The organism is Portibacter lacus (genome assembly GCF_021533215.1).
In the GTDB taxonomy this organism is placed as follows: domain Bacteria; phylum Bacteroidota; class Bacteroidia; order Chitinophagales; family Saprospiraceae; genus Portibacter; species Portibacter lacus.
In genome coordinates this window covers 55,371-78,105 of sequence record NZ_JAJNKA010000018.1, presented here as the reverse complement: position 1 = coordinate 78,105, position 22,735 = coordinate 55,371, and the positions used below count along the sequence as shown (strand labels likewise).

Annotated in this window: 18 protein-coding genes; 13 read left to right on the top strand and 5 right to left on the bottom strand. The window is 36.6% G+C overall.

Features of this window, described 5'->3' with window-relative positions; all coding sequences use genetic code 11:
* Positions 1–368 precede the first annotated feature (368 nt).
* The 3 genes from L2586_RS22265 to L2586_RS22255 all read right to left on the bottom strand — a co-directional run bounded on the left by L2586_RS22265 (position 369) and on the right by L2586_RS22255 (position 3,930).
* Positions 369–2,174 carry a LamG domain-containing protein gene (locus L2586_RS22265; RefSeq protein ID WP_235295174.1) on the bottom strand — a complete coding sequence of 602 codons (1,806 nt, stop codon included), beginning with the start codon at positions 2,172–2,174 and terminating at the stop codon, positions 369–371.
* Between the two features lie 105 nt (positions 2,175–2,279).
* Positions 2,280–2,981, bottom strand: a complete 702-nt coding sequence (locus L2586_RS22260; RefSeq protein WP_235295173.1) for a LytR/AlgR family response regulator transcription factor — start codon at positions 2,979–2,981, stop codon at positions 2,280–2,282.
* Positions 2,974–3,930 carry a sensor histidine kinase gene (locus L2586_RS22255; RefSeq protein WP_235295172.1) on the bottom strand — a complete coding sequence of 319 codons (957 nt, stop codon included), beginning with the start codon at positions 3,928–3,930 and terminating at the stop codon, positions 2,974–2,976. The genes L2586_RS22260 and L2586_RS22255 overlap by 8 nt, the downstream gene beginning before the upstream one ends.
* A gap of 253 nt (positions 3,931–4,183) precedes the next feature.
* On the opposite strand from L2586_RS22255, the gene L2586_RS22250 reads away from it, so the two are divergent.
* The 11 genes from L2586_RS22250 to L2586_RS22200 all read left to right on the top strand — a co-directional run bounded on the left by L2586_RS22250 (position 4,184) and on the right by L2586_RS22200 (position 17,505).
* Positions 4,184–4,609, top strand: coding sequence for a nuclear transport factor 2 family protein (locus L2586_RS22250; protein WP_235295171.1), 426 nt, complete (start codon positions 4,184–4,186; stop codon positions 4,607–4,609).
* Between the two features lie 245 nt (positions 4,610–4,854).
* Entirely contained in the window at positions 4,855–5,715 is an 861-nt protein-coding gene (locus L2586_RS22245) for a hydroxypyruvate isomerase family protein (RefSeq protein ID WP_235295170.1), read from the top strand.
* A gap of 341 nt (positions 5,716–6,056) precedes the next feature.
* Positions 6,057–7,697 carry a TldD/PmbA family protein gene (locus L2586_RS22240; protein ID WP_235295169.1) on the top strand — a complete coding sequence of 547 codons (1,641 nt, stop codon included), beginning with the start codon at positions 6,057–6,059 and terminating at the stop codon, positions 7,695–7,697.
* A 26-nt stretch (positions 7,698–7,723) separates the two neighbouring features.
* Complete coding sequence (locus L2586_RS22235; protein ID WP_235295168.1) at positions 7,724–9,040, top strand: TldD/PmbA family protein; 1,317 nt, start codon at positions 7,724–7,726, stop codon at positions 9,038–9,040.
* 203 nt (positions 9,041–9,243) lie between these two features.
* Positions 9,244–9,879: a DUF4159 domain-containing protein gene (locus tag L2586_RS22230; protein ID WP_235295180.1), complete on the top strand. Its 636-nt coding sequence runs from the start codon at positions 9,244–9,246 to the stop codon at positions 9,877–9,879.
* A 1-nt stretch (position 9,880) separates the two neighbouring features.
* Positions 9,881–10,852 carry an AAA family ATPase gene (locus tag L2586_RS22225; RefSeq protein WP_235295167.1) on the top strand — a complete coding sequence of 324 codons (972 nt, stop codon included), beginning with the start codon at positions 9,881–9,883 and terminating at the stop codon, positions 10,850–10,852.
* Complete coding sequence (locus tag L2586_RS22220; RefSeq protein ID WP_235295166.1) at positions 10,842–11,711, top strand: DUF58 domain-containing protein; 870 nt, start codon at positions 10,842–10,844, stop codon at positions 11,709–11,711. The genes L2586_RS22225 and L2586_RS22220 overlap by 11 nt, the downstream gene beginning before the upstream one ends.
* Positions 11,708–12,814, top strand: a complete 1,107-nt coding sequence (locus L2586_RS22215) for a BatA domain-containing protein (RefSeq protein WP_235295165.1) — start codon at positions 11,708–11,710, stop codon at positions 12,812–12,814. Before L2586_RS22220 ends, L2586_RS22215 begins: the two co-directional genes overlap by 4 nt.
* A complete protein-coding gene (locus L2586_RS22210) occupies positions 12,811–15,006 on the top strand; it encodes a hypothetical protein (RefSeq protein ID WP_235295164.1) in 2,196 nt (731 codons plus the stop codon). The genes L2586_RS22215 and L2586_RS22210 overlap by 4 nt, the downstream gene beginning before the upstream one ends.
* Positions 15,003–16,589 carry a hypothetical protein gene (locus tag L2586_RS22205; protein ID WP_235295163.1) on the top strand — a complete coding sequence of 529 codons (1,587 nt, stop codon included), beginning with the start codon at positions 15,003–15,005 and terminating at the stop codon, positions 16,587–16,589. The genes L2586_RS22210 and L2586_RS22205 overlap by 4 nt, the downstream gene beginning before the upstream one ends.
* 232 nt (positions 16,590–16,821) lie before the next feature.
* The gene (locus tag L2586_RS22200) at positions 16,822–17,505 is read left to right on the top strand and encodes a transposase (RefSeq protein ID WP_235295162.1); all 684 of its coding nucleotides are present in this window, start codon (positions 16,822–16,824) and stop codon (positions 17,503–17,505) included.
* Between the two features lie 356 nt (positions 17,506–17,861).
* Here the strand turns inward: L2586_RS22200 and L2586_RS22195 are convergent, their stop codons facing one another.
* A complete protein-coding gene (locus tag L2586_RS22195) occupies positions 17,862–19,604 on the bottom strand; it encodes a BamA/TamA family outer membrane protein (RefSeq protein ID WP_235295161.1) in 1,743 nt (580 codons plus the stop codon).
* Between the two features lie 77 nt (positions 19,605–19,681).
* On the opposite strand from L2586_RS22195, the gene hemW reads away from it, so the two are divergent.
* Positions 19,682–20,794: a radical SAM family heme chaperone HemW gene (gene hemW / locus L2586_RS22190; protein WP_235295160.1), complete on the top strand. Its 1,113-nt coding sequence runs from the start codon at positions 19,682–19,684 to the stop codon at positions 20,792–20,794.
* Positions 20,795–21,246: 452 nt separating this feature from the next.
* Positions 21,247–21,765 carry a T9SS type A sorting domain-containing protein gene (locus tag L2586_RS22185; RefSeq protein ID WP_235295159.1) on the top strand — a complete coding sequence of 173 codons (519 nt, stop codon included), beginning with the start codon at positions 21,247–21,249 and terminating at the stop codon, positions 21,763–21,765.
* Between the two features lie 180 nt (positions 21,766–21,945).
* On the opposite strand, the gene L2586_RS22180 is transcribed toward L2586_RS22185, so the two are convergent.
* Positions 21,946–22,713 carry an energy transducer TonB gene (locus L2586_RS22180; RefSeq protein WP_235295158.1) on the bottom strand — a complete coding sequence of 256 codons (768 nt, stop codon included), beginning with the start codon at positions 22,711–22,713 and terminating at the stop codon, positions 21,946–21,948.
* Positions 22,714–22,735 lie beyond the last annotated feature (22 nt).

Genomic DNA, 22,735 nt, shown 5'->3' with positions numbered 1-22,735 from the left:
ATCCTAGCCATCTCATATTTCGATACTCGGCTTACAGATCTTAACGTTTATTAATCTGCGAAATCCACGAAATCTGCGGGAAAACATTTTCAACTATCACCTATCCACTAACCTGAAACATTAAGCTCTGCAATCCTAGCCATCTCACATTTCGTTACTCGGCTTACAGATCTAAATGTTAACTAATCTGCGAAATCCGCGAAATCTGCGGGCAACTTTTTCAACTATTTCCTCTCCACAATCCTAAACCATTAAGCTCTGCAATCCTGTCCATCTCACATTTCGATACTCGGCTTACAGATCTAAACGTTTACTTATCTGCGAAATCCGTGAAATCTGCGCGCAACATTGTCATTTAAACCTATCCACTAAAACCGAGCTTCCCTTGCATCTGTCCATCTATACACACCATAGCCTTTTAAATTTATATATTCCTTGTGCTCAATATCACTGGAATGAATAAAATCATGATACCACTTTTCATAACCCGCACGAAAATCATGATCCAAATGTTCTTCGGAATAATAAGTCCAAATATTAGGAGCAGGAGAATCTTGGCGAACATTAAAAAGAATAACAACATTCACTTCCCTATCTAGATTTCTTGCAGCTTTTCCTAATAATGATAATTTATTAACAATCGAATTCTCAGACGTCGAACTGGATAAGTCAAAACCATCCGAGTGATAATTGGTTAAGAAAATCTCATCATGATGCATAATCAAGTCTTCAGCAATATCAAAACTCGGAGCTTGTCCTGGATTTTTGATTTTTCCAATGTAGAACCTTCTGAATACCTCAGGATTTAGCGGCATCGTTTCCCCAGGCGGAATCTTATACTTTAAGCTATCCAAGTGATCTAGCCATGGAGCATAGTCCGCATCATAATCACCTGAACCATTCCAAAATTCTATTTCACTTACAATCCCTTGTGGAATATTCTCATAGTCATCATGGAAAGCCTCGATATTGCTAAATGAAGTCCCATATCCAGCCGATACAAACGTTATATCGATAAAGTGATCATTCGCTTTTTCTACAAAGTTGTCCAGTTCAACTTGCATTCCACTGCTAAGCGCTGATCCAATATTATATAGATAAGCATTATTAAACTCATTTTTTAAACACCACTGGATAAGAGAATCTTCCTTAAGCGCATTCCCCAGAACGCCATCTGTAACGAAATTGTTAACATATATTCCCCGATGTCTAGTATGTTGATCATGGATAGATTCAGAGTGGCGACAACCTTCCATATCCCAAATTTTCATCTGAGCACCAAGATTGAGAAAACTACTATCGAGCAAGTGAACTCGTGAGGTAATAAAATCTACCGTACATGCGCTATCGATTTCTAGTGAGTCAATTTGAATCATAGAATTTGCATATAGCAATGTATCTGAATGGATATGGAGATCTGATAAAACTAAAGAATCAGGGCACTGTGCAGTATACAATTCATTGATTTCAAGTTCGCTTAACTTCCGATGGTAAATTTTTACATCATCTACCTTTCCATGAAATCCACTAACACCTTCAAAATTCGGCCCTCCCAAAAAAAGTGCGTCTATCATCGAACTGCTAATACCAGAAATATAGTCTAAACTGTAAGCGTTCACACCATTGACATAAATAATAGCCTCTTCATTTTCAGCATCAAAAAACATGACGATGTGATGCCATTTGTGGTCATCTAAAAATGCATGGTATTCATGTTCACTATGGCTGTTTTCTAGAGATTGCCCAACCAAGAGCGCACCTTTGTTCCATATCGCATAAATACCTGTTGACTCATCCTTCCCTCCAGAGCTCAAGAAGTACTGGTCATCTTCTGCTTCTATTGCTAATGTATCGCTAGACTCGCAAGAAGTAAATGGATAGATCCAAATACTAACACTTAAAGAATCAAATCCTTCTGTAAAATCAGGACCTAAATCAACGTAGTCATCTTTCCCATTAAAACGATAAGCACTTAAGGTGGATGAAAATCGATCTGTCGTGACTTCCGCTCCACTTACACTTCCATCATAATTTCCAACTTCGTCTGAAGCATCACCATTCAAATCATAGCTTGCAAGTAAGCCATCTATATAATGGTAACTATCCAAAGGACCGACCATAGATATTCCAAAGAGGAAAATACATGTGAAAGAGGTAATAATTCTTAACCTCATACTCTTTATTTAAGTACTGAAAAGATATTCATAAATATAGTTAATCGAATCTATAGTTGTATTCTGAAAGGCATAAGGACTAAGAAGCAGTAATGTTATACAAGCCTACTTCATCCATAATGTTACCACTTTTTTATAACTGACTCCGATTGGAAGCTTTTGATTTTTAATGACTATCTCACTTTGGCTGAAACTTTGGATATAATCTATAGCAACAGCATAAGAGCGATGAATTCTTACAAATTTTTCTTCAGGAATTCTCTTCATAAATGAGCCTATATTTCCTTTGACCACTAAGTTAACGGTCTCCGTATGAACCCGTACATAATCTTTTAAACTTTCTATATAATAAATATCATCTAAATAAATTTTATGATGTGTGCGGTTTACATTTAGAAAAATGTGAGGCTTAGCTTCTAACTCAGGAACTTCAATGATTGGCATTTGCAAATTACGTTCTCGAAATCGATCCACTGCTTTAAGAAATCGGTCAAATGCGATTGGTTTTAGCAAATAGTCTACAATGTCTAAGTCATAACCTTCTACAGCATACTCACGATAAGCAGTCGTAATTATAATTGCAGGTGGATTTTTCAAAGTTTTCAAGAAATCAATTCCATTAAGAACGGGCATTCTAATATCTAGAAAAATCAAGTCTACATTACCTTTCTTCAAAAGATCAAAAGCCTTAACCGCATTATGGCTTTTTCCCACTACTACCAGTTGGTCGATCATACCAGCATATTTAGCTAATAGATCAATAGCAGGTGGCTCATCATCTACAAGAAGACAGCGAATTTTAGTCATGCTCTATTGGAATTTGCAATGAAATAGAAAACGAATCATCAGTATCTTCGATGTCGAAATTATAACGACCTGGATAAACTAAATCTAATTGTCTTTTTATATTAGTAAGACCTATACCTTCCTTGTATTCATCATTAATTTCTCCAATAAATGCACTTTTAGTATTCCATACTTTACAATTAATAGACTCACCGTTATCATTTATTTCTATAATTATTCTTGGATTATCAATGTCACCACTTGCTCCATGTTTGAATGCATTTTCAACCACTGATAATAGCAATAAAGGCGATATAGATGCGTTTAATGCTTCTGAGCGATTAAATTCAATTTCTAGCCTTGGTCCATATCTAACTTGCTCTAGAGCAATGAAATTTTCTATGGCTTCCACTTCCTCAACTAATGGTACAAAAGCTTTTTGGCTTTTATACAACACATAATCTAATATACCTGATAACTTTAAAATAATATCGGGCGCCTTTGGTGATCCATTTACTACAAACGAATATAAGTTATTAAGCGTATTAAAAAGGAAGTGTGGATTAAGTTGAGCTTTTAAAAACTTAAGTTCAGTGTTTAGTTTTTCTTTTTCTAGTTGATGTATCCTGGCCTGTTCTTGTTGTCTTTCATAGAAGGAATCCCAAGCAAGTAAAGCCATTGCTGGAGAATAGAATTGTACAGATTGTGTCATATAATCCACCATTGACATAAAGGTAATAGTTTTGTAACCTCTTAATTTATCGATCCATAATATACCATTTACCCTCCAAACAAGATAAAGTACAAATGAACTTGCAATTAGACTTAAACCAAAAAGGACGAACTTGTTTTTACTGAAAAGCTGAGGAATTTGTATATTCTTAAGAAAGTAATATGCAATCATATACAATGGAACATTGATTAAATTTACCACTAAATAGGTGGCATAGTGGGTTCGGCTTGATTTCATATAGGTCCATAAAATATAGATTGTTATCCAAAAAAGTATGTGTCGAACTTTTCTATCCATAGAATCTAAAGATAAATATTCCTTTAAGAGTGATCAGAGTAAGTATATAAATAGTTGTTTTTCGTAGAAGAATGAATCTGATATTGCAATGATTGGGAGTTCTTATTTAATTATAGACTGTACATATACTATTTATAATCAGTGTGTTAACTATTTGTAATTTAGGGTATTGAATAATTAAAAAAATAATAAAATGAAAAAGTTAATTATTGTGTTTGTATTTTTAGGAGGTATTTTTCAGGTCAATGCTCAGTCAGACATTGAGCTCATTTCTCAGACGCTCATGGATTATATCGAAGGTTCGACAGAAGGACAGCCAGAGCGATTGAAAACTGCATTTCATCCAGATTTGAATTTGTATTCTATCGGTAAGTCAGGAGAAGTAAGCGTTTGGTCAGGAAAGGCATACATAGCAGACACTAAGGAGGGTAAGCCAACAGGTGAAGCCGGAAAAATCATTTCCATTGACTTCGAACATAATGCAGCAGTTGCGAAAGTTGAAATTTCACATCCAAAAAGCAAAAGTACTTATGTTGATTATTTTATGCTTTTGAAAACAGAAGGAAAATGGATCATTATACACAAAATGTACACTAAAAGAACTTCTAATAAAATATGACTTTTAAGTATTTCTTCTTTAATATCGACCCTAATATGCCTAATTGAAATAAAATTGGGACTTTCGGCTGCTTTTGCTACAAATACAATGAAATTTTATCCTTTTAAAGATTTATTTATCGAAAATACCTAATATAATAAGGAAATAAATAACTTAGCAGAGCACGAGAAATCTAGGGCATTAGTAATTGAGGTATAACTCTATTTCATGTCCTGATTGAAAAAAATTGACATATAAAATAAATTATGAAAAGAAGAGATGCAATAGGGAGCATGATGCTGGGAATAGGAGGTATTACGATGGGTAAGAGCATTTTAGAAAAGGGAATCACTCCAGCAGCGAAAGGGAATATAAATCATTCGGTATGTAGATGGTGTTATAATAGTATTCCTGATGATGTATTTATTGAAGGAGTTAAGCAAATAGAGGGACTTAAGTCTGTAGAAATAACTACTGCAAATCAGTGGCCTGCTTTGATAAAAAATGGTTTAACAGCTGCAGTGGGAACTATTCCATCTGCAAGTATCTCAGATGGATTTAATGATCCGAAGAATCATGAGAAATTGCAGAAGTCTTTTCATGAAGTAATAGACCAGGCTGCTGAATACGGAATTCCAAATGTGATCGTTTTTTCTGGTAATCGCAGAGGGATGGATGATATGGTAGGAATGGAAAATTGTGCAGTTGGTCTAGATCCATTAGCTAAGCATGCAGAAAAGAAAGGTGTTACCATTATTATGGAGCTACTTAATAGCAAAGTCAATCACAAAGATTATATGTGTGATAAGACTCCATGGGGAACTCAATTAGTTGAAAAACTTGGATCTAGTCGATTCAAGCTACTATATGATATCTATCACATGCAGATCATGGAAGGTGATGTAATCGCTACGATAAGAGATAATCATCAATATTTTGCTCATTATCACACAGGTGGAGTACCAGGTAGAAATGAAATTGACGAAACACAAGAATTGTATTATCCTGCAATAATGAAAGCTATTCTGGATACAGGCTACACCGGTTATGTAGGCCAAGAATTTGTTCCAACTTGGGAGGATAAGATGAAGGCGCTAAATCATGGTGTTAGAACTTGTGATATCTAACCCATTGATTATCAATCAATATTTCTTGTTTAAATTGTATGGTTCGTTTTGTGACTAAGATGGATTTAGCCTATTTATAAAGCTATTTTGCTGTGTTTTTACGCATTTCTAATCCATGTTTTTAGCATCCTAATGCGTGTGAGGTAGTGGGAAAATCGAGAGATAAATGTCAAATAATGTATTTATAGAATATGATATCAACTTATCCCTATTTTGTCTCCATTCATCTATAATAATGATATTTTTTTCTAAAAAAAAAGACATTTTAATTACTTATTCATATAAAACAGCTATTTTTTGTGTTCAATGTTTTCAATTGATAACAATAAAATATTTAAGCTTTGAAAAGAAGAAACTTTATTCACACGGCAGCCCTGGGAGCAGGATTACTTGCCGCACCAATACCTATTTTCGGAAAAAACATCTTTGTTGAGGAATTACTCAATCCAGGAATGGACGTCGCAACTAAGAAGGCTTTAGCCGATGTTGCATTAAATACCGCAAGAGGATTAGGTGCTACTTATGCAGATGCTCGAATCGGAAGATATTTGAATCAGTATGTTTTCACTCGAGAAAAAATGGTCCAAAATACCGTTAATACCGAATCTTTTGGAATCGGAATCCGAGTAATAGCTAATGGAACATGGGGATTTGCATCGACCAACGATGTTACACCTGATGGGATTAAAAAAGCCACTGAACTTGCTATCTCCGTTGCAAAAGCCAACTCTAAAATACAAACAGATGATGTCGTTCTAGCTCCTGTCCAAGGATATGGAGATGTGTCATGGAAAACTCCTATAGAGAAAAGTTCTATGTCCGTTCCAGTTTCAGAGAAAGTTGACTTGCTTTTAGAAGCAAATGCTAGAGCATTAGAAAATGGTGCAGATTATATTTCATCCGCCTTATTTTCAGTAAATGAGCAAAAATACTTTGCATCTACAGAAGGATCTTACATCGATCAAGATGTTCATAGAATCTGGCCTACACTTAATGTAACGGCGATCGATAAAGCTTCTGGGAAATTTAAAAACAGACAAGGATTAGCAGCGCCAATGGGCATGGGATATGAATATCTTATTCCTGATAAGTCTGAAGAAATCATGGGCGCAGGAGGAGTTGTACTGTATCGCAATCGATATGATATTGTTGCCGATGCCATCGCTTCCGCAAAACAAGCCAAAGAAATGCTTACGGCTAAGTCAGTTGAAGCAGGGAAATATGATCTCGTACTTGAACCTAATCACTTAGGACTTACGATTCATGAATCTGTCGGGCACCCATTAGAGCTAGATAGAGTTCTGGGATATGAAGCAAATTATGCAGGAACAAGTTTCGCAACTTTAGATAAATTAGAGGCGGGTGATTTCAATTATGGAAATGAGCTCGTGAATCTAGTTGCTGATAAAACGCAGCCACATTCTTTAGGCGCTGTAGGTTACGATGATGAAGGAGTGAAGTGTAAGAAATGGGATCTTGTAAGAAATGGAACTTTGGTTAATTACCAAGCGATCCGAGATCAAGTTCACATGATCGGCCAGAATGAATCTCACGGTTGTTGCTATTCTCAGAGTTGGAATGATGTACAATTCCAAAGAATGCCAAATGTTTCTCTCGAGCCAGGAAAGGAAAAATATTCCATAAATGATATGATTAAAGATGTCGAAAAAGGAATTTACTTAGTTGGTCGTGGCTCTTATTCCATAGATCAACAACGTTATAACTTCCAGTTTGGTGGAACATTAACCTATGAAATTAAAAATGGTGAAATTACCGGAATGGTGAATGATGCAGCTTATCAATCAAATACACAGGAATTTTGGAATTCATGTGCTAAAATTTGTGATAAAGATGATTATAGAATCTTCGGGTCTTTCTTCGATGGAAAAGGACAACCTAGTCAGGTAAGTGCTGTATCGCATGGATGCTCTACTACACGATTTAATGGTGTCAATGTAATTAACACCGGTAGAAACATTTAATTTCTAAACCTTTAAAAAAGATAATAATGTCAATATATAGTAAAGACGAGGCTAAGGAAATTATGAGCCGGGCGCTCAAGTTTTCTAGTGCTGATGGATGTGAAATTAGCTTATCAGGAAACATTTCAGGAAACATAAGATATGCTCGAAACACAGTTTCTACAGCAGGTGTGAATTCTAATCAGAATATGACGGTTCAGTCTAATTTCGGTAAGAAAGTAGGTGTAGCAACCATCGATGAATTCGATGACGCTTCATTAGAGAAAGTAGTAAAGAGAGCAGAGGAATTAGCGAAGCTTTCTCCTGAGTCTCCTGAATTTATGCCGCCACTAGGCCCGCAAACTTATGAAGAATCAAAAACAGCTATTCAGAAAACAGCTGAGATAACGCCTGAATTTAGAGCAGAAGTTGCTGCTTCCAGTATTAATCCTGCGAAAAAGAATGGGATTACAGCAGCTGGTTTTTTCGATGATTACAGTGGATTTAATTCCATGATGAATTCGAATGGCTTGTTTGCTTTTAATAAGAATACTGGGATGAACTTCACGGTAACAATGCGAACTGATGATGGAACTGGATCAGGATGGTCAACACGTGATTACAATGATGTTTCCATGTTTGATGCAGCAGAAGCATCTCAGATTGCCATCGATAAAGCATTGATGTCTAGAGAAGCGAAGGCTATTGAGCCAGGAAAATATACCGTAATCCTTGAACCAGCGGCTTCGATTGGATTACTTGGAAATATGTTCCGTTCTTTTAATGCTAGAAGTGCCGATGAAGGCAGAAGTTTCATGGCTAAAGAAGGCGGCGGAAACAAACTAGGTGAAAGGATCGTAGATGAAAGAGTAAATGTTTATTCAGATCCTTTTAATGAAATCGTACCTACTTCTACATGGACTGGAGATGGATTTCCTAGGAAAAAAATTGACTGGCTTGAAAATGGAGTCGTTAAGAACCTATCATATAGCAGGTTTTGGGCTGATAAAAAGGGAGTAGATCCTGTACCATTTCCTAGGAACGCTATCATGGAAGGTGGAGATGCTAGTTTAGAAGATTTAATCAAGGATACGAAGAAAGGAATATTAGTAACTAGACTTTGGTACATCAGAGGTGTAGATCCGCAAACATTGCTTTACACTGGCTTGACCAGAGATGGAACTTTCTACATAGAAAATGGAAAAATCAAGCATCCAATTAAGAACTTCAGGTTTAATGAAAGCCCGATCATTATGCTTAATAACCTAGAAACACTAGGTAAGCAGGTAAGAATAGATGGAAATCTTATTCCTTACATGAAGATTAGAGACTTTACATTTACGAGTTTATCGGATGCTGTATAATAGGCTATTCGTTTAATATAATTAAATAGAAATGAGGTGGACGGTTTGCCGTTCATCTCATTTTTTAAATAGCTTATTGATATTTAGGTCAATAGTTCTGCGAGATGGGTTCAGATGATCTATTTTGAGATTTAGCTGTTGTTAAATAATCTGATGTTTTTTAAACGTATCGAATACGTCTTAATTAAATACCTTAATTTTTGATGAAACGGGAAGTGCCATACAATAATGAATTTTTCTTTACTCGGCTGATGTACGAGTCAGGAGATTGGGATGCTGATCAGCGAATGCCTTCGAATCTTCTTAATTCTATTGTTGAATACACAACCATTCCAGTCAACACGACAGAAAACATCGTTCCACTGAGCAGTGAAAAAGTCTACCAAGCTCCGTTTTGTTATATTACTGGTCATAAGTTGGTCCAGTTTACGGATCAAGAAAAGAAAGTTTTCGAGAATTATGTAAGAAGAGGCGGTTTCGTTTTTGCAGACGATTGCAACCATGACATAGATGGCTTATTCGCGAAATCATTCGAACTTCAGATGAAGGAAATCTTTGGTGAAGAATCACTTGTAAAACTGCCGAACGATCATCCGTTGTACTCTTCCTTTTTTGAATTTGATGGTCCACCCACTACCTCTCAAGAGCTGAATGGTTGGGGAGATGACCTCGTTCATGAATACTTAAAAGCCATCATGATCAATGATCGTATAGGAGTACTTTATAGTAATAAAGATTATGGGTGTGAATGGGATTACGACTTCAGAAACAAACGATGGTATAAGAATGATAACACGCGTTTCGGTGTTAATATCGTAGTGCATGCTTTAACAGGATAAAATGATAAGTAAAGAAAAAGTCAATGGTTTAATTGCAAAAACCGATGAGTTAAGAGAGAATATACACAAGGTGATTATCGGGCAAGATGATGTGATTACACAGTTGCTCGTAGGGTTGATTGCTGGAGGGCATGTCCTCTTAGAAGGTGTTCCAGGACTAGCCAAAACGCTGATGGTGAAGACGCTAGCCGATGCCGTAGATGGAAGTTTCAGTAGGATCCAATTTACACCAGATCTAATGCCTTCCGATATCTTAGGTACGGAAATTCTTCAGACCGATAAGCAAGGAAATAAGTTTTTCGAATATACACCAGGACCAGTATTTGCAAACATTGTTCTGGCTGATGAAATCAATCGAACACCACCTAAAACCCAGGCAGCATTACTAGAATTGATGCAAGAATATTCGGTAACTTATGCAGGAAAGAAATATCCACTTCCAGATCCGTTCTTTTTATTGGCAACACAAAATCCAATAGAACAGTCAGGAACGTTTCCATTACCGGAAGCTCAAGTGGATAGATTTTTATTATATGTCAAGGTTAATTATCCTACCGCTGCAGAAGAAGAGGAAATTTTATTGGCAACAACTGGAAGTAAGAAAAGTAGGGTAGAGGCCGTTTTCCATAAAGAAGAAGTCCGCCAACTACAAGAACTATGTCGCCAAGTAAGTATTGATCGAGGTTTAATAACGCAGGTCAGTAATTGGATCAGAAATACACGTCCAGAAGACTCATCGAATCAGATGATAAAGGATTTTGTAGACTGGGGAGCTGGACCGAGAGCTGGACAATCTTTAATTCTTGCAGCGAAGGCGCATGCATTGTTAAGCGGCAGATACGCAGTTATTCCGGAAGATATCAAAGCCATGTTTATTCCAGCACTTCAGCACCGTCTTCTTTTAAATTTCAAAGCCGTTTCCGAGAAAGTAAATGTTCAAGATATTTTGAAGGATTTAATGCATGGAAGTTAATAACCAACATATCATAGATCCGAAAACCATTCAAGATGTGAAAGCATTCGAATGGATAGCAAAATTACTGGCGAAAGGTTTTTTGCACGGTAAGCATGATGCTGTTAGACTCGGAGCTGGAATGGAATTCCAACAATACAGACCTTATGTTTCAGGTGACGATATTCGGAGTATTGATTGGAAAATGTTTGCCAAGACAGATAAATATTACATCAAGCAAACAAGTATTCAAACAGAACATCAATACCTCTTTATAATTGACAATTCACTATCTATGAAGTATAGTGAAAATGGCTGGTCTAAGTTGTGGTATGCTAAGTTAATGACCGCAGCAATGATGTGCGTACTCTCTAACCAAGGAGATCACTTCGCATGGCAAAGTGGAAAGCAGTTAATGACGATGGGAAGTGGAAAAAGACATTGGCAACATTGCCTCGAAACATTATTTAGACTTGATTTCGAAGAAGGAAACGATTTTGTGCAGCCGATGAAGCAAAGCTCCACAACTTTCATTTGGATGTCTGATTTCTATCATCCGATCCTAGAGGTTCAAGAATATATCAAAAAACTGAAACACCCTCAGACCGAATTAATCATGTTTCACATTCTAGGGCATGCAGAGAAGTTCCTGGATTTCGGGTCGAATATGACGTTTGTAGATTTAGAAACGAAGCAAAGAATAGACGTGAATGCGAATGCGACTAGAAAAGAATATGAAAAGAACTTGTCTGCACACCTCGCGAAAATCAAAAACCTAAGTTTTAAAAGTGGAGCGATATATGAAGAAGTCTCCTTGAATGGAAATATCACGGAAACCTTGAGAAGATTCTTTCATCATTATCAATATACCGCCCTGTGATAAACTTCCTTAATCCTACTGCTTTTTGGGGACTTTTAGCGCTCATTATTCCGACCATTATCTTGTTGCTAAGTAAGCAAAAGCAACAAGTTGTTGAATTTGGATCAGTGGTGTTTTTAGAAACTTCTGAATCTAAGACCGCAAGAAAAGTCTTTCCCACAGAATGGCTACTCTACTTGTTAAGAATAGCCATCATCACCTTGTTGGTGCTCATTGGAGCGGAGCCTGTTTGGGTTTCGGAAGAAACAGAGAAGAAAATATGGATTGAAAAAGAGGTAGCTGAAGATCCAATATTTCAGCAAGTGATGACAACCCTTGGAGACGAAGTTGAGATCATAGAACCTGAATCATTGTCTTTATTAATTACAAAACTTAATAAGGAGTCAGACTCCGTTGTGGTATATACAAGGAGTTATGCCAAGAATTTTATAGGCAAAACTCCAAAGTTAGGCCGACATATTGAATGGCGTATTGTTCCTAATGAAAGCGAACTAATGCTTAAAGATACCTTCAGATTAGGAGAAACAATTCAAGCCTTAACCATTTCATCTGGAGAAAATGGACTAAAATGGAATACAGAGAAAATCAAGAACGAGCAAGGAAGTCATGGTCGTATAGTTGAAATTTACATACTGTCCTCTTCTCAGAAACAAAAAGAAAAGGAGGACCTGAAATCGTTATTAAAAGCCTATGAAGGTGTCATTCCCTTCACTTTTACTTTCGATGGAATATCGCCGAAATGGACTATTTTAATTGACACGATCAATGAGGCTAGAAATAGAAAGACCATTACTTGGAATAACTTCGTCGGCCAATTAGAATTGAGATCTGTTCACTCGGATTTGTTTGAAATTCATGGAGAATTAACGAAAAATAACTTGAGGTCTTCCAACTTTCCGTTAGAACTTGCGCACACCATCCTTCAAGATGAATTAAAAATGGAGGAGTTAGATAGAAGGATTTACGTCCCAAAGCAAGAAGTTAGTGCATCTCCCATTTTAAAAGCGGGAGCGAAAATGGAAACCGTGAAATATGGGTGGATACTTATTATGCTATTGGTCCTATTAGAAAGATGGCTTAGCCGAAAATCCGTTAACGCATGATCCTATCTTCGGTACATCAATTCTTAACCAAGCTTAATCAGCGGCACAGCATTATATTGCTTTCGTTTGCGGTGCTAGCTGTTTTGGGTAATTTTTTAATGGTCAATGTTTTAAAGTGCTCTTCCATTTGTTGGTTCTCTGTTCCGATCATTTTAGGACTACTTTATTGGAGGAATCTAAGGTATAAAACAAACAAGACTGATGCCATTTTTTATCTGCATCAAGAGCACCCGAAGCTAGAATATAGTCTAGGACTTTTAGATAATCCTTTAGATGAAGATAACCTACTAGCCAAGTTTCAGAAAGACAAGATAGAGAAAGAATTAAAGCAAACGGATGTAATACTACCTTCTGCAAAAAAGCAAATGTTAGATCTAAGTGCTACTTTAATATTATCAATATTTAGCATTGGATTATTAAGCCAAATTGCATTCCCCACCCAAGAACTTGAATTGAAAAGTGAAGAAACAGTTGTTGATGTTAAAAACATTGACATAGAAAAAGACTCTGCCTATATAGATAATTTCTACATGAAAATTGTTCCTCCTGCCTATACAAACAAAAGCAGTTATCAAAGCACAAAGATAGAAAATGAAGTTTCAGAAGGGACGGTTATTCAGTGGAGATATGACACCCACGGTCCTGTAGAATCCGTCTTATTTAATATTGATAAAGAAGCAGCGACGAAGAAACGAAGTAAGCAATTTTTCAAGTCGGGAATATATTATTTTAGTGTCCTAGATACTGCTGGCAAAAAATATAATTCGCCCTATTATGCTGTGAAAGTGAATGAGGACAAAAAGCCGACGGTGGCATTATCTGGGATAGAAGAATATCAAAGACTGCCTTGGAAGAAAAATTATGATGTCCATTTTAACATCGAAATAAGTGATGATTTTGGTGTGGAAGATGCATTTATTTCGGCTACAGTTGCGAATGGACAAGGGGAGTCTGTTAAGTTTCGAGAGAAAACATTTCCACTTAAGAATTACGGAAAAAGTTCGTTTACTTTCTCTACCGAAGAGTTTGAAATGGAGCCAGGAAGTGAGCTTTACTTTTATGTGATGGCGAAGGATAATTGTCCTTATCGAATTCAAGCAACTAAATCCACGACCTATTTTGTCATTCTAGAAGATACGGTGACGTATGATTATGTGGAAGATGCAGGAATGCAAGTGGATCTAATGCCAGATTTTTTCAGAAGCCAGCGGCAAATTATCATAGATACAGAGAAATTGATCGCTGAGAAATCAGCCATTTCGGATCTTGAATTTAAGCAGAGAAGCAATGAACTAGGTTTTGATCAGAAGATGCTTAGGTTAAAATATGGTCAATTTTTGGGCGAAGAAGCAGAAAGCGGTATCGCCATAGAGAATGAAATAGAAACGGACGATCATTCAGGTCATGACCACGATCATGACCACGAAGAAGGCGGTCATCAAGAGATTAATGTATTAGAAGAATATGGCCATGCACATGATCATGAGGCAGAGGCTGGTGAATTATTGTCAGAAAATGGGACGAGAAATGAAGATCCTTCTCGGCCAGATTGGGTGAAAGAAATGTCTCACAATCATGATGATGGCGAGACCAATACTTATTTCGAGGTATCTTTACGAACAAAGTTGAAAGCGGCACTCTCGGTGATGTGGGATTCGGAATTATATCTTCGCTTATATGAACCATCGAAATCGTTGCCTTATCAATATGAAGCTTTAGAATATCTGGAAGAGATTAAGAATCACGCAAGAGTATACGTTCATCGAATTGGCTTTGATCCACCTGCAATTAAGGTTGCTGAAAAGCGCTTAACTGGTGACCAGGATAAAATAGCATCTCCATCGGAAGAGATGGAAAAGGATTATGAAACTTCATTAAAGGAAATCAAGAAAGCGATCGATTATTTCTCGGCGAAGCAAGTGGGATCAGCTGCTGAGATAAGCCTAGAAGATAAAGAAGTACTGCAATCTGCAGGCAATGAGCTTGCGAGTCTAGCGATAGAGAATCCTTCATTATTGGGTTTGCTTTCAAGAATTCGAGGGTTGATAAACGGCAATGAGCAGTTAGATGAGCGGAACCGAAATCTGTTATTAGGCGGTCTATTAAAAGCAATTCCTAACTCAGATGAAGAAATCATTCATGAAGACTTTCGGATTCATCCTGTTAACAAAGCAATCCTAGAAGCCTTATGACGATAGATTGGTCATATGAGGTGCTATTAGCAACGGTCTTTGTGGCAGTCGTCTTTATCTTGAGTGCATACTGGTCTCGAGATCTCAAAAAGATAGCTTTTTTATTAATTGGATTTACTGGGTTATGGCTAGCCATTGCGCAACCATTTCATCTTAAAGAAAAACCACTAGAAAGTTCCATGGTTGATAATATTCAGGAATTTTTAAGTTCTGAAAAGATGCATTGGACGGATACGGTTAAGTTAATTGGAGGCAATCATCGGATAGAAGATATTCAGCTTTTAGAAAATTATCATATTGAGCTGGTCAATTTTTCAGTACCTGATGGATTTTCAGATGTGAGCAAATCTGAAATTGTTGAAGGTGAATATTTTACCGTAGTGGGAAAATTCGAATCTGAGGAGGACAGTTTAGCGGAGATTTGGGTAGAAAACACTAGTGGTGAGGAATCCCAAGCTACTTTGAATGGAAATAACTTTAGTGTCGAGTTGAAAGCACCAGTTAAAGGATTGTACGAATATTCGTTGAAAGCAATGGTGGCATCTGGAGATACCATGAGTGAGGTATTACCTATTCAGGTAAAGCCATCTAGCAAAATGAGTATGCTGATTCTGGCTAATAACCCTCAATTCGATATTAATTATCTGAAGAATTATTGGGTGTCACAAGGTCATTCGATTTTACAAAAGGTGAAGATTTCCCAGGAGAAATTTAGCACCAATTATGTTAATATTCCAGAATTTAAATTTGCAACACTTTCAACAAAGGTGCTGGACCGCTTCGATATTTTACTTTTGGATATAGCGACTTGGAATACGATTACTCCTAATGAAAGAAATCTAGTATTAAATGCGGTGAAAGAAAATGGCTTAGGATTAGCCTTGAAACCTACGCAAGCAGGCGTTTCCGCGAAAGGATTACCATATCATAAGGTCTTGCGATTTTCAGATGAAGAAATAGAAAGTGTTAATCTTGAGATGATCGATGTGGAGCATAATAATTCATGGAAGGTGATGGATTATGGCTTAAAATGGCATCATGGTTATGGTAGTGTATTCTTATTAAAGGTCAGTGATTCGTATCAACTTATCCTACATGATAAAGCTAGCGTGTACAATCAAATGTGGGCAAGCATATTGTCTGACTTATTTGTGAAAAAGAACGAAGGGTTCACGGTATCAAAACCCTTTCTAACTTATGAAGCGGAATCGACTTCTGCTCAGATTGGATATGCTAATCAAGAGGATCAACTTTTCCTTAATGATAGTCTTCCACTAATAGTGAATTATACACCATTTCTCGATGGAGATGGAGAAGCTAAACTTACAGGTCGAAGAGGCTGGAATAAAGTAACGAGACTCGGAACGGATGAAATACAATGGTTTTATGTTTTCGGGAAGGGAAGTTGGGAGACGATGCGAGCGAATCAGGTAGAGCATTATGTTAGATACTTGAAACAAAATATAGATGATGTAAAAATGGAACCGTTTTTCGAAGAGCAGAAAATACCATGGTGGATTTCGATCTTATTGATGGTTTTCGGATTCGGAATGGTTTGGTTTATGGAAAAGTTGAAAGCATAAGATCCTTAATGGTGCGGTAAATTTATTTACCGTTTTCACAATGTCCACGCTCTGAAAATAAATTTCCAGAACCACTGAAAAAATGAAACATTCTCTATCCAATGCAACCAACCTTAATGGTACGGTAAATTTATTTGCCGTTTTCAAATATGTTCTGTCTCTGTTCATAAAATTTCCAATTTTTTGTAACAAAAATTGGTATTTCTACACTAATATTTCTAAATGCAAACTCATGGCCAATAAATCCAATTCAAAGCAATACTATCGACAGAAATTTCCACACATTCAATACCTCGGTGATACTTTCTTTGTCACTTTTAGACTACATGGTAGCATTCCTGCCATAGAATTGGCTAGATGCAAAAGAAATTATCAAGATCGTCTACTAGATGTTCAAAATAAATACCAGAGTGAAATCTTAAATTATTCCAAATTCGAGATACATAGAAAACATCTACTTGAAATTGACAACTTACTACATTCAATTAGACATGGACCAACATTTTTTTCAAATGAAAATTGTGCCCAAATTTGTGAGGAACAATTTCATAGATTTGATAATGAGTTTTACAAACTTTTGGCTTTCACAATAATGAACAACCATGTTCATCTTTTAATTGACACGTCTGTTCAATTTGAAATGCTAGAATTTGATGAAGAAAGAATTACAAATGAGTTTCAAACTCTTGACAGAATACTGAAGCGCATAAAAGGTGCTACTGCACAGTATTGCAATAGAGAATTGAATCGGTCTGGTCAATTTTGGGAACGAGAAAGCTATGACACTTATATTAGAAATGAACGCATGCTAGGGAACATTATAACTTATATTCTAAATAATCCGGTCAAAGCAGGTCTTATTGCAAATTGGCAAGAATACAGATGGAATTACCTTGCAACAAACTCAGGAATATAATTGTGGTTGTATCGACTGGAAATAGGTGTCGGATGCTTAGGGTCTCTCTGGAAATAAATTCCCAGAACCATTAAGTAAATATATCATTTTTTCTGCACCTGTATCTAACCTTAATAGTACGGTAAATTTATTTGCCGTTTCATAATATTCACGCTCTGGAAATAAATTCCCAGAACCACTGAAAAAATGAAACTTTCTCCACGCAATGCAACAAACCTTAATGGTACGGTAAATTTATTTCCCATTTGTAAATTTCCAGTGACATTACCTATTTTTAGTTTGATTTCTAATGCTTTATGCGCGTAGAGATAGGTGGAATCTATATTTGCAGCGAATTCAAATTAAGTTTCACCCCACTAAAATAAGCCTAAAAATCCCATATGTGTCTTAACATTACGTAAATCTAACGGATTTCCTTTTTGTGAGCCTACAGCAACATTTACCCCGAAAATTCCGGCACCTGTTTCAAGACTAAATCCTGCCCCTGCACCATAAGGCTGATCCCATTCGAAATCTACATCATATTTATTTTGCCGAAATCCATAGTCTACAAAAGTTGAGATAAAGGAGTTTTTGCTGATCAATAATCTAAATTCGAGTGTTCCTACGCCATAGAATTCCCCAGAGATAGTTTCTTCATCGAAACCTCTTAGTAACTTGTTACCTCCAAAACGGTAGTACTCATTTTCGAAAACTTGGCTTTTAGCAAAGATTTTTTCAGAAGTAACGCCCACTTTCAATGTTGATCTTTTTCCAATTGGTAGAAAGAAAGAAGAAGTTAAATTAAGCTTGAATTGATAAGTTTCTAAATCAATGGTATCATAAGCACTAGAAAAATCCACGCCTTCTTTTTCTAAGCCTAGAATGGCATTTGATGGGATAATGGTTTTTTGTCCAGCACTTCCTCGTAGAATAATTTTATATCCTTTTCTCGGGTTAAATTGATAATCTAAATCTTGCCAGTTACTCTGTAAACCGAAATTGTTCGTAGACACATCTAGTCGACTAGGAAGTTTACCAGTGCTTAATATAGAGGTTGTATCTATCTCGATCAGTCTTGAACTTTGAATATTATAAAAAGCTTTTAAGAAATTATTTGCCTTTAGTTGATAAAGCACACCGAAACTAAAATTCAAATCCCTATTCTTATTTTCGTTTTTGAAGAGGTTAAATTCGGTATCAAATCCAAATGGAAAACTCAATAAATAAGGATATTGGAAATTGACTTCGAGCTTCTGTGTTTCTTGCTTTAATCGCTCAAAATTAATTTTGAATTGCTCTCCTTGCTTCAGTTTATTCTGGATTTCAAAATTGACATCTCCCGTAATACTGTAGCGCGGTCCATCGGTAGTGCTCCCAGGTTGAATACCGATGATGAAATCAAAACGAGAGGAATTTGTCGATTCAAGTTTGAGATTAAGTATAGCGGAATTATCGATAAACTTGATCGTTGGATCTTCAGTTAGATTCAAAAAAGGTAGATTATTCAGCCTCGTTTTAATTTTTAAAATTTCAGCTGCATTATAGATGTCACCAGGTTTTATCTGAAGATAATTGTATAAATAACTCTTGCTAATTAGGTCTAGACCATATAAATTAAAGGTGTCCATTGTTACGAGACGTCCTCTATCGATATGAAGATCGGCATTGAACTTGTTCTCATCTGTGGAATAGTTTTTTAGTGAAATAGCAGCAAAAGGATAACCATTGTTTTCTAGAACGGTAATCACCTCATCAAACATTTCACCTAAGAATTCCACGTCCATTTGTTTGCCTTCTATGGTTTTAATCTGGTATCCAGCCTTCGCAAGGATTTCATTATAAAGTGGATTGAGATTGAGTTGGGCAAATTTATACACTTCGCCACGGTGAATTCGGAAGGTTGCTGTAGAATCTCGAAATTGAAGACTGTCTATCGATGCCTCCAGAAAGGCAGCAGCTTGTAACTCACTGACCACTTTCTTTAGGTCTAATATTAGCGCTGTACTATCCATTTTTTTATCCTTCCACCTCTTGGCTAAATCAGGGTCATCCGTTTTCGGAAAGGCATAGTAACTCGACTTTTGACCAATAGCAAGATTGGACAAAACCAAGAACACAAAAAATGATATAAGTCTTATAGAGCTCACAATCGGCACAAAATAGGTACTTTTGATGACTAGAACGATTTTAAACCATGTCAGGTATATACTTTCACATTCCTTTTTGCAAACAAGCATGTCATTATTGCAATTTTCACTTTTCGACCACGATGAAGAGGAAGGATGATATGGTAGATGCGATCGTCCAAGAACTAAGGATGAGAGCTGATTACTTAGATGGGAGCGAACTAGAGACGATTTATTTCGGAGGTGGCACGCCAAGTGTGTTATCAGAACGAGAATTAGATCAGATATTTAATGAGATTTATAAGCTTTTTTCGGTCAATGTTAAAGCCGAAATCACATTAGAAGCTAATCCTGACGATTTGTCGAAGTTGAAATTAAGCCAGCTTAAGCAGAGTCCAGTGAATCGCTTAAGCATAGGTGTTCAGTCATTTCATGAAGCAGAATTGCAGTGGATGAATAGGGCGCATAATGCGGAGGAATCTCTGGCGTGCATAGAAGATGCAAAGAGCATAGGTTTTACAAATATCTCCATGGACTTAATTTTCGGAATCCCTCTCTCGAGTCATAAGTTATGGAAAGAGAATGTAAGGAGAACAATTGCCTTAGATGTGGGACATATTTCTTCTTATGCTCTGACGGTAGAACCAGGGACGGCACTTGGTCGTTGGGTAGAAAAAGGGAAGGAAGTTGAAGCGCCAGATGAGTATGTGATGGAACAGTTTGATATGGGAATCCAGATGCTAGGAGAAGCTGGTTATTTTCAATATGAGATTTCTAATTTTGCAAAGCCGGGATGGGAAGCGGTACATAATTCTAATTATTGGAAATCGAAGCCATACTTGGGAATCGGTCCTAGTGCGCATTCCTTTAATGTTGGTTCAAGGTCAATGAATATCGCTCATAATGCAAAGTACATCAGTGGAATTACGAGTGGAACTCCAGATTTGGAAACAGAAATAATTGATGCAACGACGAGATATAATGAGTATGTGATGACGCGTTTGAGGACGATTTGGGGAATTGACTTAGTTGACATAGAGGAGTTTAGAGATTACTTTTTAGAGAAGGTTGCAGTATTGTTGCGAAGGAACTGGGTAGAAGAGAAGGGAGGAGTCTATATTTTAACTTCAGAAGGAAAGCATTTTGCAGATGCAGCGGCGATGGAGTTGTTTGCGGAATAGCTGTGAGTTGTGAGCGAAAAAAACACTTCATGGTCTCACTTCCAGCTGAGGCTATGAAGTGTTTTTTATACAAGGTTTAGTAAGAAATTGTTTTCATTTGCTTCTTGAGAAAAAGACCAGTTATATTTCCGCCAGCAGCAAATTCATACTTGAAATGCAACAGATCTTAGCCCTAATTCATCTGAAATTTTCTTGTTCACACAATTTAGTTTGCTAATCTGGGTTTTATATCTAAACCAAAGAAACGCTATTATGCGCCGACTTTTCCTAATAATCACTTGTGCTTTTCTATGTTCTATTTCAGTAAAAGCTCAATGTTTCGTTAATATCCATTTTGTAAATTCTTTCGCAGGTAAAATATATAACCCAGGCGATACGGTTAAGCTAAATATGGGGTGTTTATTCATCCAATTTTAAATGATTTCGAAGGCCAATTGGATCTTTATTTTTCAATGAATAATGGAGAAGAATGGGTAATTCAAGATTCAATTTTGCATGGTCCTAATTTTCTAGTAAATACTTTAGATACCGCTAGTATGGAAACATTTGAAGAAATCTTAGCCAGCGGAAATTACGAGACTATGACTTATGATTTCATATGCCCTGTTACTATTTCTGATAGTTGTTTAATATTGTTCCATCCGAAAGAATATTTATGCGACAATGGGATAACCGAAATTTTCTCAATAAGTAATAGTTCATCTTTAAGACAAGTTTCTAAAATAATAACCAATGAAATTGAAATCTTTCCAAATCCTGCGAGGTCTGAGGAATACTTAAATATCAGAGCAGTTAGTCCCTCTTCTTATGATGAAGTTCAAGTCTTAAGTGTAACAGGCAGGGTATTAAAAGCTGTAAAGAGTGATAGTAGTAGAATCCCGTTAAGCGGATTTTCTAATGGAATTTATTTTGTCCGACTTCTTAAAGATAAGTACGTAATAAGCATACAGAAATTAATATTGACACAATAGGAGATAGTGGTTCTTAAGAAAAAGAACTGCAAACTTGTCCTCTAGCCAGCGGATTCTTATTTTTAATAATCCCAAAAAAACCACATTGATAGCCTCAACAGGAAGTGAGACCATCAAGTGGTTTTCAAAATTGATAACCTACAACTAGAAATGATACGATCTAGTGGTCTCGCCGTATTATTAATTCGTGCTCAACTTAAAATGTACAGGAATATACATCTTAACATTCACCTGCCTCTTATTCTGTTCACCAGGCACTAATTTCGGTAGCTTCTTAAATACTTTGAGAACTTCCAGGTCCAATATTTTTTCCGTAGACCTTTCTACTTTAATCTCAGAAATCTCTCCTTCTGATGTCACAATAAAAGAACCAATCACCGTCGCTTCTATCCCATTCTCACGCGCCAATGCTGGATATTTTAGATTATTGCGAATCGTAGTCATCAACTTTTCAGTAGTACATGCAAGCTGCTCTTCATAATTTTCAAACTTGTCCAAACAATCCTGAAATAAGGGCATTCTCTCAGCCATAGTTACAAAACCGCTGGCCTCGATTTCCGGCATCACTTCCCCCGCTTCTTCTGGCAATGGAAGTTGGACTGCTCGTTCCTGTTTGTAAGTAGTGATATCTTCGTCTGTAACATCATCGGAAATAATATCCGTATCGACGAGCTCGGGCTTAAAAATTTCTAATGGCTTTTCAAGGACAAGCTCACTCACTTTTTCTAAGGTCTGAAATTGTCTGAATTTCGGTGGCTTTTCAACGTATACTTCCACTAGCTGCTCGATTTCATCGGGTTCTATGGTGAACGAGTCTGGATCATAATGGACCGGCTGACTTTCATAATTAAATGCATAGATTACAAAAAGCAAAGCTATAATTATCCCAACTTGAAAACGTGCAAATCTGTTTTGTGACCATTCACGGCCTGTATAAATCTTCTTCATCTGATATGAGTTTATGGTTAAA

Coding starts and splice junctions, on each gene's coding strand:
- L2586_RS22230 (WP_235295180.1), top strand. CDS start 9,244: ATGAAACGGGAAGTGCCATACAATAATGAATTTTTCTTTACTCGGCTG.
- hemW (WP_235295160.1), top strand. CDS start 19,682: ATGTCAGGTATATACTTTCACATTCCTTTTTGCAAACAAGCATGTCAT.
- L2586_RS22210 (WP_235295164.1), top strand. CDS start 12,811: ATGATCCTATCTTCGGTACATCAATTCTTAACCAAGCTTAATCAGCGG.
- L2586_RS22200 (WP_235295162.1), top strand. CDS start 16,822: ATGGCCAATAAATCCAATTCAAAGCAATACTATCGACAGAAATTTCCA.
- L2586_RS22260 (WP_235295173.1), bottom strand. CDS start 2,981: ATGACTAAAATTCGCTGTCTTCTTGTAGATGATGAGCCACCTGCTATT.
- L2586_RS22255 (WP_235295172.1), bottom strand. CDS start 3,930: ATGAAATCAAGCCGAACCCACTATGCCACCTATTTAGTGGTAAATTTA.
- L2586_RS22185 (WP_235295159.1), top strand. CDS start 21,247: ATGAATAATGGAGAAGAATGGGTAATTCAAGATTCAATTTTGCATGGT.
- L2586_RS22205 (WP_235295163.1), top strand. CDS start 15,003: ATGACGATAGATTGGTCATATGAGGTGCTATTAGCAACGGTCTTTGTG.
- L2586_RS22180 (WP_235295158.1), bottom strand. CDS start 22,713: ATGAAGAAGATTTATACAGGCCGTGAATGGTCACAAAACAGATTTGCA.
- L2586_RS22235 (WP_235295168.1), top strand. CDS start 7,724: ATGTCAATATATAGTAAAGACGAGGCTAAGGAAATTATGAGCCGGGCG.
- L2586_RS22265 (WP_235295174.1), bottom strand. CDS start 2,174: ATGAGGTTAAGAATTATTACCTCTTTCACATGTATTTTCCTCTTTGGA.
- L2586_RS22225 (WP_235295167.1), top strand. CDS start 9,881: ATGATAAGTAAAGAAAAAGTCAATGGTTTAATTGCAAAAACCGATGAG.
- L2586_RS22250 (WP_235295171.1), top strand. CDS start 4,184: ATGAAAAAGTTAATTATTGTGTTTGTATTTTTAGGAGGTATTTTTCAG.
- L2586_RS22220 (WP_235295166.1), top strand. CDS start 10,842: ATGGAAGTTAATAACCAACATATCATAGATCCGAAAACCATTCAAGAT.
- L2586_RS22245 (WP_235295170.1), top strand. CDS start 4,855: ATGAAAAGAAGAGATGCAATAGGGAGCATGATGCTGGGAATAGGAGGT.